General features: G+C 57.1%; 8 protein-coding genes. 7 read left to right on the forward strand and 1 reads right to left on the reverse strand.

Features of this window, described 5'->3' with window-relative positions:
• From WCG50_RS14400 to WCG50_RS14425, 6 genes are all read left to right on the forward strand, one after another.
• Nucleotides 1–2,286: PAS domain S-box protein (locus WCG50_RS14400; protein ID WP_336900295.1), on the forward strand; the 2,286-nt coding region annotated here is incomplete at its 5' end.
• The gene (locus tag WCG50_RS14405) at nt 2,283–3,467 is read left to right on the forward strand and encodes a response regulator (RefSeq protein ID WP_336900296.1); all 1,185 of its coding nucleotides are present in this window, start codon (nt 2,283–2,285) and stop codon (nt 3,465–3,467) included. The genes WCG50_RS14400 and WCG50_RS14405, both read left to right, overlap by 4 nt.
• The gene (locus WCG50_RS14410) at nt 3,464–4,525 is read left to right on the forward strand and encodes an HD domain-containing phosphohydrolase (RefSeq protein WP_336900297.1); all 1,062 of its coding nucleotides are present in this window, start codon (nt 3,464–3,466) and stop codon (nt 4,523–4,525) included. The genes WCG50_RS14405 and WCG50_RS14410 overlap by 4 nt, the downstream gene beginning before the upstream one ends.
• A 70-nt stretch (nt 4,526–4,595) precedes the next feature.
• A complete protein-coding gene (locus tag WCG50_RS14415; RefSeq protein ID WP_336900298.1) occupies nt 4,596–5,084 on the forward strand; it encodes a thioesterase family protein in 489 nt (162 codons plus the stop codon).
• Nucleotides 5,085–5,163: 79 nt separating this feature from the next.
• Nucleotides 5,164–6,084, forward strand: coding sequence for a substrate-binding domain-containing protein (locus WCG50_RS14420; RefSeq protein WP_336900299.1), 921 nt, complete (start codon nt 5,164–5,166; stop codon nt 6,082–6,084).
• A gap of 14 nt (nt 6,085–6,098) precedes the next feature.
• Complete coding sequence (locus tag WCG50_RS14425; protein ID WP_336900300.1) at nt 6,099–8,636, forward strand: EAL domain-containing protein; 2,538 nt, start codon at nt 6,099–6,101, stop codon at nt 8,634–8,636.
• Nucleotides 8,637–8,660: 24 nt separating this feature from the next.
• On the opposite strand, the gene WCG50_RS14430 is transcribed toward WCG50_RS14425, so the two are convergent.
• Nucleotides 8,661–9,101: an acyl-CoA thioesterase gene (locus WCG50_RS14430; RefSeq protein ID WP_336900301.1), complete on the reverse strand. Its 441-nt coding sequence runs from the start codon at nt 9,099–9,101 to the stop codon at nt 8,661–8,663.
• 39 nt (nt 9,102–9,140) lie between these two features.
• Between WCG50_RS14430 and WCG50_RS14435 the strand changes: the two genes are divergently transcribed.
• On the forward strand, nt 9,141–10,581 hold a 1,441-nt coding region (locus tag WCG50_RS14435; RefSeq protein WP_336900302.1), incomplete at its 3' end, for an ABC transporter transmembrane domain-containing protein.

Genomic DNA, 10,581 nt, shown 5'->3' on the forward strand with positions numbered 1-10,581 from the left:
CCGGCTGACATCTCGGACCCGCAGGAAATCATTGCCCGTGCCAAGACCTTGAGCACGGAACTCGACACCAACATCACGCCGGGCTTTGAGGCGCTGGTGTTCAAAGCCTCACGCGGTATTGAAGACATTTACGAGCTGACCTACATCCGAAAGGACGGCAGTCGCTTCCCGGCGGTGGTGTCGGTTACGGCGCTGCGTGACGATCAGGAAGCCATCATTGGTTACCTGCTGATTGGTACCGATAACACCGCCCGCAAGGAAGCGGAAGAGGCCTTGCTGAAGGCCGGGGCCTTGCAAAAAGCGATTTTTGACAGCGCCAACTTCTCCAGCATTGCGACCGATGCCAAGGGCGTGATCCAGATTTTCAACGTCGGGGCCGAACGCATGCTGGGGTACACCGCTGCCGAGGTGATGAACCAGAGCACCCCGGCTGACATCTCGGACCCGAAGGAAATCATTGCCCGTGCCAAGACCTTGAGCACGGAACTCGACACCGAAATCACGCCGGGCTTTGAGGCACTGGTGTTCAAAGCCTCACGCGGGATTGAAGATATTTACGAGCTGACCTACATCCGAAAGGACGGTAGCCGCTTCCCGGCGGTGGTGTCGGTTACGGCGCTGCGTGACGATCAGGAAGCCATCATTGGCTACCTGCTGATTGGTACCGACAATACCGCCCGCAAACAGATTGAAGAGGAGCGCAAGAAACTTGACCAGCGCTTGCGGGATCAGCAGTTTTACACCCGCTCCTTGATTGAATCCAACATTGACGCGATCATCACCACCGACCCGGCGGGCATCATCACCGACGTCAACAAGCAGATGGAGCTGTTGACGGATTGCACGCGCGACGAGTTGATTGGCGCACCGTTCAAGAAATACTTTACCGAACCCGAGCGTGCCGAGGATTCCATCAACTTGACGCTGGCTGAAAAGAAGGTTAACAACTACGAGCTCACTGCGCGTACCCGGGACGGGATGGAAACGGTGGTTTCCTTCAATGCAAGCACCTTTTATGACCGCGACCGGAACCTGCAAGGGGTGTTTGCTGCAGCGCGTGATGTGACTGAGCGCAAACGCCTGGACTGGGTGCTGCATGAGAAAAATGTTGAGCTTGAAAGTGCCCGCCTGGTGGCGGACAAGGCCAACCTCGCCAAGTCGGATTTTCTCTCCAGCATGAGCCATGAACTGCGCAGCCCGCTCAATGCCATTCTTGGGTTTGCCCAGTTGATGGAGTCGGAAACGCCACCACCCACTCCGAGACAAACAGAAAGCATTGCCCAGATTTTGCGGGCTGGCTGGCATTTACTCAAACTGATCAACGAGATTCTGGACCTGACAAAAATTGAGTCCGGGTTGATTCCGTTGTTAAAAGAGCCGGTGGCGCTGGCTGCCATCCTGACAGAATGCCAAAGCATGTTTGAGAACCAGGCGCAGCAGCGGGCCATCACGATGGTCTTTCCTCCGGCCGATCTTGCGTATTTTGTGGCGGCCGATCAAACCCGGCTCAAGCAGATTTTCATCAACTTGCTGACCAATGCCATCAAATACAACACCTTGCAGGGCACGGTTGAAGTGACATGCACGCCGGGTACCGAGGGTCGCATCCGCGTGAGCATCCGCGATACCGGCAAGGGACTGAGCCCTGAACAACTGTCGCAGTTGTTTCAGGCTTTCAACCGACTTGGCCAGGAGGGCAGCGGCGTGGAAGGAACTGGCATCGGCCTCGTGGTCGCCAAGCAACTGGTGGAGTTGATGGACGGCACCATTGGCGTGGAAAGCAAAGTGGGGGAGGGCAGCGTGTTCTGGTTTGAATTGCTGTCGGCGACAGCGCCTGCTGCCCCACTTGAAAGCAGCGTCGTGACGCTGTCACGGCCCGTCCTACTGAGTCGAATGCAGGTACGCACCTTGCTGTATGTGGAAGACAACCCGGCCAATATGACACTGGTCGAGAAAATCATCGAGCGCCACCCTGATATTCGCCTGCTGACGGCGGTTGACGGTCGCAGTGGCATCGCGCTGGCGCGCCAAGAGGTGCCTGATGTGATCCTGCTGGACATCAACCTGCCAGGCATCAATGGTTATGAGACCTTGAAACTGTTGCGCGAAGACCCGCTGACATCCCATATTCCGGCACTGGCCATCAGCGCCAATGCCATGCCAAGTGACATCAAAAAAGGCAATGAGGCCGGATTTTTGCGTTACCTCACCAAGCCGATCAAGGTCGATGAATTTATGTCGGCGCTGAATGCGGCGCTGGAACTGACTGAGAGATACAAGTTATGACCCCCGTTCAAGCCTTCCCAACATCCCGCATCATGGTGGTGGACGACACGCCTGCCAATGTTGAACTGCTGGTGCGAATGCTCTCAGACCGCGGCTACCAGACGCAGGCGGTGCTCAACGGCGAGTTGGCGCTGCAGGCGGCTCGCAGTGACCCGCCTGACCTGATTTTGTTGGACATCAATATGCCGCACATGACGGGCTATGAGGTGTGCGAGCAGCTCAAGGCCGATGCCGCCTTGAAGGATATTCCTGTCATTTTTATCAGCGCGCTGCAGGATGCGAGTGACAAGGTCAAGGCGTTTAGTGTGGGCGGGGTGGACTATGTGACCAAGCCGTTTCAGCTCAGCGAGGTCTACGCTCGGGTAGAGACTCACCTGAGCTTGCGGCACCTGCAACGCCGACTCAGCGCGCAAAACGATAGCCTGGAGCTACTGGTGGCGCAACGCACCCAGGAATTGGCCATGGCCTATGAGCGGGTGCAGGAACTCTGCCGGCTCAAGGATGACTTTATGGGCATGATTTCGCATGAAATGCGCACGCCAGCCAATGGGATTCTCGGCCTGGGCGATCTGCTGATTGACCTCTGCCCGCCCTCGGACAAGCGAACCCGCTACGCGTCCTTGTTTGCCAGAAGTTCCGAGCGCATGGTGAACCTGCTCGATGACCTGAGCCTGATCGCTGACATGGATAACCTCACCCCCAAATTTCGGGTGGCTGTGCGTTTTGTAGAGTTGCTCCGGCAGGTGAAAGACGCGCTGCCTGGCGTGCAGGTTTCTATCACCCCCTCGCCCGCTGTGGACGCATTTGTCATCAAGGGGTACCAGCCACTGCTCAGGAAAGCCCTGCGTACCATGGTCCTGTTGGGTGCCGCCTTCAGTCGCAGCAAGTTGGAGGTGCACTTGAGCGGCACTGTTGATGCACAGCGTTTGCGTGTGCGCATTGAGTTGGACGCACTGGCCTTAAACAGCGAGCAAGTGGACGAATTTTTTGTCATCAGCTCCCAATCACGCTCTACCTCTGCGGCTGAACCCATGGGGCTGGCGCCGGTAGTGGCGCACCGGATCTTTGAAGCCTTTGGCGGCGAATTAAAGTTGGTGAAGGAAGACGGGAATGGTGGCTATCTGGAAACTGTATTTCTACGGGACCAGAGCGCTGACGGGTCGCTTGGAGGTGTTGCATGAAAGGCATGCCCGACCTGCTTCAGGCAAAAATTCTGATCGTCGACGATCAGCCCGCCAATGTGATTTTGCTGGAGCGCATGCTATGCGGTTCAGGGTATGCGGCGGTCTCGTCGACCCTTGTTTCAAGTGAAGTCTGCGCACTGCACGCGGCCAACCGTTATGACCTGATCCTGCTGGACCTGCAGATGCCTGGCATGGATGGATTTCAGGTGATGGAAGGTTTGAAGGAAATCGAGGCGGGGTATCTGCCTGTGCTGGTCATCACGGCCCAACCGGAGCACCGGTTGCGTGCCTTGAACGCTGGCGCCAAGGATTTTGTGACCAAACCGTTTGACATGGTCGAAGTGCTGGCACGGGTTCACAACATGCTGGAAGTGCGTTTGCTGCACAAGGCCTTGACGCGTCAAAACAATCTTTTGGAAAAACGCGTCATGGAACGCACCGCTGAACTTCACGAGGGCTATGTAGAAACTATTTTCACCATGACGCGTGCGGCAGAGCACAAGGACGAAGACACGGGTGCGCACGTCCAGCGCATCAGCTACTACAGCAGTGCCGTGGCGAAATTGCTCGACCTCGATGAAGACTATGTGGATAGCATCTTTTACGCCAGTCCGATGCACGACATTGGCAAGATCGGCATCCCCGACCAGGTGTTGTTGAAGCCCGGTAGTTTCACCCCGGAGGAGTGGGCCGTGATGCAGACGCACGCCGCTATGGGCGCCATGATTCTGGGTAAAAGCAAGTCGCCTTATCTCCAGATGGGGGCAGAGATTGCGCTTAACCACCATGAACGCTGGGATGGAGGAGGCTACCCCAACGGCAAGCAGGGCGAGGAAATTCCACTGTCGGCACGGATCATGAACATCTGCGATATTTATGACGCGCTGCGCAGCAAACGGCCCTACAAGCCCGCTTTTGACCATGAAAAGGCGTTAAACATCATCACCGTGGGTGATGGTCGCACGCTGCCTTCGCATTTTGACCCCGTCATCCTGGAAATATTCAAGCAAAACCACACCAGTTTCAGCGATATCTTCACGGCCTACGCGAATTGAGTTCTCGTTAGACTCAGAGTCCACGCGCCGTCCGGCGCGGCTTGCTGGCTTTGTTTCTTGAGGATTTCTGATGACTCACTCCCCTGTTGCTGCCCCTGGCATCGTGTTTGAAGATGAATTCGTGGCGGGTCTGAAAAAAATCTTTGAAGAAATGATTGTTTTCAACCAGGTGCTGGGCCTCAAGATCATCACACTCACGCCCACCGTGGTGCGGGCGCGCATCGACATGAAACCGACCCTGATTGGCCATTACGCCCACAACCGGATTCACGGGGGCGTGATCAGCGCCGGGCTCGATGCCATGGGCGGTCTGGCCGTCATGGCCGCCATCGGCGCGCGCCACATGGATGAGACCCCCACCCAGCGCCTGCACCGCTTTGGCAAGTTGGGCACCATCGATTTGCGCATCGACTATTTGCGCCCCGGCATTGGCGAATATTTTGAATTGCGGGCCGAAGTCATGCGCCTGGGCTCCCGTGTGGCCTCGACCCGCATGGAGTTTTCAGGGGCCGATGGCAAGCTGCTCTCGACCGGGTCAGCGGCATACATTGTTTCCTGATGTTTGAGGTGGAAACCTTGGTTTGCCCGTGTTACGCTTTGCAACGTCATAAAACTTTTGATTGAATCAGGATACTTTCATGATCCTCTCTCGCTTTGCTTCCCTGATCTTTGTTCTGTGTTTGACTGCCAACGTGGCGGCCCAACCGGCGGCGCCCAAGGTCATCGCGTTTGCCCAGGACACCCTGAAAAACGATTTTCGACTGGCCCAGGTGAATGAGGTGCGTGACGCCGTGGCGGCCCATCCGGAGTTAAGCTTTGTTTACTCTGATGCGCAGGGTCAGACTTCGCTGCTGATTCGCCAGATCGAGCAGTTCATCGCGCAAAAAGTCGATGTGCTGGTGCTGGGCACCAACGACGAGCAAGCCGTGGTGCCGGTGGTGAGCAAGGCTTATAAAGCAGGCATTCCGGTGATTGTGCTGGACCGGGGCATCAAGGGGCAGGATTACAGCACCTTCATCAATTCAGACAATGTGCAGATTGGTGCCATCGGCGCTCAATTCATTGCCGAAAAACTCAAGGGAAAAGGACTTGTGCTCTTGTTTGAGGGCCTGCAAAGCGCCGATGTGACGCACTTGCGCAGTCAAGGCTTCCTGGCGGTGATGGCGAAATACCCGGGCCTCAAGGTTATCAAGCGCACCGGAAATTATTTGCGCAAAGACGCGCTGCTGGAAATGGAAAAATTGCTGGCGCAAGGTGTTCGGGTGGACGCCATTTTTTCCGAAAGCGACAGCATGCTCAGTGGCGCCCGTATGGCCCTGCAAAACCAGAAGGTAGACCTGCGCAAGCTCGTCAGCGTGGGCTGTGACTACACCAGTGAGGCGCGTGATGCCATTCGAAATGGCACCCAAACCGGCTCGGTTCTGTTTCCGTTGGGCGGCAACATGGCCGTGGAAGTGGCGCAAAAGCTGCTCGCCAAAACCGCTGTGTCGCGCCATGTGGTGATTCCCGTCAAGTTGGTGACGCGTGACAATGTGGAACAGGTCTCCCCCATCTTTTAACGTTTAGTTGTTCCGTGGATATTTTTTTACGCCTGCGACGGCAACTCAGTAACCGGTTGGCGCTCCTCGTCACACTGGCCGTGGTACTGACGGTGGTCGCGCTGGGTGTTTATTTTGATGTTTTTTTGCGTGCCAGTTTTCTTGAAACGACCCGTGCGCGTATGCAGCACGTTTACCAGCGCCTGGACTACAACCTCAGCCGCATTGAGGAGGAGCTCAAAGAGGGCGCTGCGTTTGCCGCCAAAAATGAGCAGTTGATTGCCTCAGTCGAGCTGATCAACCGCTACCAGGATAAGTCCAGCTACAGCGTTGCCCTGATTGATGAAGAAAAAAAGACGCTAACCCTTGAATTGCTGGCGCGCGTCAAGCTGTCCCTCAACAGCGACATGGCGCTGTATGGTGCGGATGATGAGTTGATCGCTTTTGCCGGCCAGCAAGCGGGGGCATATCAGTTAGGCTACGTGACTTTTGTTGAGGGACAACCGCAGTTGCTCAAACGTCTGGAAACGGTGCGCGAGTTTCGCCGCGCCGAGTTGCCTAAAGACGACGACCTGACCCAGTTGCATGTGGCAAATCACCCACAAGAAAAATCAGCACAAGAAGGGTTGATCACGTACCTGCGACGGGGCAAGCAGTTGGTCGTTAAAAGTCACCAGAATGTTTTTGACGCCATGACCAACCGGCGTGTTGCCCATCTTGAGTTGTCCTATGTTTTGGACGATGCTTATTTCGCCCAGTTTTCAAAGGACATGGATGCCAAGCTGACGCACGCCTTTGAGAGTCCTTTGGCCGCGCAAGCGCATTCGCTGGCAAGTCGCTCGGACGTTCAGTCCCTGAGCGTGTCCCAGTCGCCAGACCAGTACTTGGGGGTGATGAAAAAAGACACGCTGGGTAGTCCGGTTTATTTCACGGTGGCCCTCGACAAGACCCGCGAAAACGCCTTGGTGAACAACCAGCGGGTTGAGTTTTTCCTGCTGCTGCTCGCCTTGACGACCGGTGTGTTGCTGTTCATGCGTCAGATGTTTCAACGTAGTCTGGCGCGTCCTCTGGCGCGCTTGATGGAACAGATTCGCCAAATCAAGCAAGGTAACTATGCCGAGATGCACACCCTCGCCACCGGTGACGAACTGGAAGAAGTGTCTTTCAGTGTCAACACGCTGGCGCTGGCGGTGGCGCAGCGCGAAGCGGCCTTGGAGCAATCGCGCCGAGATGAATCCTACCGAGCCAACCACGATGCCTTGACCGGCCTGTCCAACCGCCGGGACTTTTCACAGCGCTTGTTGCAGGCGCTCGCGGCGGCAGAAACCCGGCAGGGTGAAGTGGCGCTGGTGTTCATGGATGTGGATCAGTTCAAGCTGGTTAACGACACGCTGGGGCATGCCGTGGGGGACCAACTGCTGATGCAAATTGGCCAGCGCATGCAACGCAACGTGCGACCGGGCGACACCCTGGCGCGTATCGGGGGCGATGAATTTACCGTGTTGATTGAGAACGTCAGCGGGCAGCCCGATGTGGCGCGCATCGTGGCGGCGTATCTGGCGCTGTTTCATGCGCCGTTTATCTGTGGCGAGCATGAGATCAGCGTCACCGCCAGTATCGGCATTGCCCGCTACCCACACGACGGGGCGGACAACGGGTCGCTGCTCAAGCACGCAGACCTGGCGCTTTACAAGGCCAAAGACAACGGGCGCGACACCTTCTGCTTTTTCACGGCCGACCTGTCTGAGCGTGCCAGCGACCGGGCCGACATGATTCACGCCCTGAAACTGGCGATTGAAGCGGGCGACCAGTTTGTGTTGCATTACCAGCCCAAGGTGAGTGCCGTCACCGGCCAAGTGGTAGCCGCAGAGGCTTTGATCCGCTGGAACAGCCCTGATTACGGTTTTGTGCCCCCGGGCCGGTTCATCGCCCTGGCGGAAGAGAGCTGCCAAATTGTGGCGATTGGGGACTGGGTCATCCAGCAAGCCTGCGCTGATTTGGCCTACCTGAACCGCCAGCAGATAGAGTTGCAGCACCTCAGCATGAATGTCTCCAACGTGCAGTTGCGGGGGCACGATTTGCTGGGAGTGCTGCGTCAGGCGATTGAGAAAAACGACTTGCCATCCCGGCAAATCGAGCTGGAGATCACCGAAAGCTATATTGCCAAGGACTCTGGCTTGGCCATTGAGTCGCTGCACGCGTTTCGGGCGCTGGGTTTGCAGTTGGCCATTGACGACTTTGGCACCGGTTACTCATCTTTAAGCTATCTGCAAAAGCTGCCGTTCACCCGGCTCAAGATCGACAAGTCGTTTGTCGATGGTTTGCCCGACAACCCCGACAGCGTCTCGATCACCCGCGCCATCATGGGGCTGGCCAGGAACTTCGGCCTGGCGGTTACGGCCGAGGGCGTGGAGCATGAAGCGCAGCTCAGGTTCTTGCAACAAGAGCACTGCGATGAAATCCAGGGTTATTACTACGCCAAACCGATGCCGCTGGCGGCCTTCATCGCCTTCTACCAAGCCCAGTCGGAAATAATGAAGAATAGGTCTCTAGCCCCCGTGCTGTCTGCGTAAGCAGCTATTTAAATAATAGCGAATTCAGGCGGTCTGTTTGGGTACTTCGCGCGGACGACCTTCCTCGTCCACCGCCACATAAGTGAGCGAGGCTTCGGTCACCTTGATGTATTCGCCTTGCGACCGAAAACGCTCGGCAAAGACCTCGACCTTGACCGTGATCGAGGTGCGCCCAATGCGCGTCAACTTGCCAAAAAACGACAAAATATCGCCCACCCGCACCGGGTGCTTGAAGATGAATTCGTTCACCGCTACGGTGGTCATGCGGCCGCCGGCATAGCGCGCCGGAATCACCGCCCCGGCCAGATCGACCTGCGCCATCACCCAGCCGCCAAAAATATCACCATTGGCATTGCAGTCGCGCGGCATCGGAATGACCTTGAGCACCAACTCCTGGTCGGTGGGCAGCAAGACATTGGCCGGGCGGCAAGGCATGACAGGGTTCGGACTGGGGTTTGTAGACATGGGCACAATCGGGAGAGTTACTTTTCAGGATTGTCCCTTATGCGCCGTTCCGGCTCTCACCATGACGCAGCGACCGCGTCCAACCCCGCCGCCCCCCGTTCTGACCTGGCCACCTTGCGCCGCCTGTTTCCCTATTTGTGGGAGTACAAATACCGCGTGATGGCTGCACTGGCGTTCATGGTGGGTGCCAAAACCGCCAACGTCAGCGTGCCCCTGTTGCTCAAGCAACTGATTGACACCATGAACCCCAAAGGTGGCCTTGATGCCCAGGCCTTGCTGGTGGTGCCGGTGGCGCTGCTGTTTGCCTACGGCTTGCTGCGCCTGTCCACCACGCTGTTTGCCGAGTTGCGCGAACTCATTTTTGCCAAGGCCACCGAGGGCGCCTCGCGCAGCATCTCGTTGCAGGTATTTCGCCATCTGCACGCTTTAAGCCTGCGTTTTCATCTGGAGCGCCAGACCGGCGGCCTGACGCGCGACATCGAGCGTGGCACGCGGGCCGTCAATTCGCTGATCTCCTATTCGCTCTACAGCATCATCCCGACGCTGATCGAAGTCGCCATGGTGCTCACCTTGCTGGCGGTCAAGTTTGACGTCTGGTTCGCCTGGATCACGCTGATTGCGCTGGTGTTCTACATCACTTTCACGGTGTTGGTGACCGAGTGGCGCACCGAGTTTCGCAAGGTCATGAACGAGCTGGATTCCAAGGCGCACAGCCGCGCCATTGATTCGCTGCTCAATTACGAGACCGTCAAATACTTCAACAACGAAGAGTTCGAGGCCACACGCTATGACGAGAACCTGGAGCGTTACCGCCTGGCCGCCCTCAAAAGTCAGCGCACGTTAAGCCTGCTCAACACCGGCCAGCAACTGATTATTGCCACCGGCCTGATCGCCATGCTGTGGCGTGCCACGCAAGGCGTGGTCGATGGCCGCATGACGCTGGGCGATCTGGTGATGGTCAACGCGTTCATGATCCAGCTCTATATTCCGCTCGGGTTTTTGGGCGTGCTGTACCGCGAGATCAAACAAAGCCTGACCGACCTCGACAAGATGTTCACCCTGATCGAGCGTGACCGCGAAATCGCCGATGCGCCGGGTGCGCTGCCACTCAAAGTGGACGGTGCCAGCGTTACCTTCAGCCACGTCAACTTTGCGTATGAGGAGGCGCGGCCGATTTTGCATGACATCAGTTTTGAGATTCCGAGCGGCAAAACCGTGGCGGTGGTGGGTCCGTCCGGTTCCGGCAAATCGACGCTGGCGCGGTTGTTGTTCCGGTTTTACGACGTGCAAAGCGGCCAGATTCTGATCGCCGGGCAAGACATCAAGCAAGTCACCCAAGCCAGCGTGCGCCAAGCCATCGGTATCGTGCCGCAAGACACCGTGCTGTTCAACGACACGGTGGAGTACAACATCGCCTACGGCAAACCCGGCGCCACGCGCGAGCAGGTGATCGAGGCCGCGCAGTCGGCGCACATCCATA

The sequence above is a fragment of the Rhodoferax sp. genome (assembly GCF_037143375.1).
Lineage (GTDB): Bacteria > Pseudomonadota > Gammaproteobacteria > Burkholderiales > Burkholderiaceae_C > Rhodoferax.

Excerpts from the sequence above, each read along its gene's own strand:
- WCG50_RS14415 (WP_336900298.1), top strand. The coding sequence starts at position 4,596 with ATGACTCACTCCCCTGTTGCTGCCCCTGGCATCGTGTTTGAAGATGAA.
- WCG50_RS14405 (WP_336900296.1), top strand. The coding sequence starts at position 2,283 with ATGACCCCCGTTCAAGCCTTCCCAACATCCCGCATCATGGTGGTGGAC.
- WCG50_RS14430 (WP_336900301.1), bottom strand. The coding sequence starts at position 9,101 with ATGTCTACAAACCCCAGTCCGAACCCTGTCATGCCTTGCCGCCCGGCC.
- WCG50_RS14410 (WP_336900297.1), top strand. The coding sequence starts at position 3,464 with ATGAAAGGCATGCCCGACCTGCTTCAGGCAAAAATTCTGATCGTCGAC.
- WCG50_RS14420 (WP_336900299.1), top strand. The coding sequence starts at position 5,164 with ATGATCCTCTCTCGCTTTGCTTCCCTGATCTTTGTTCTGTGTTTGACT.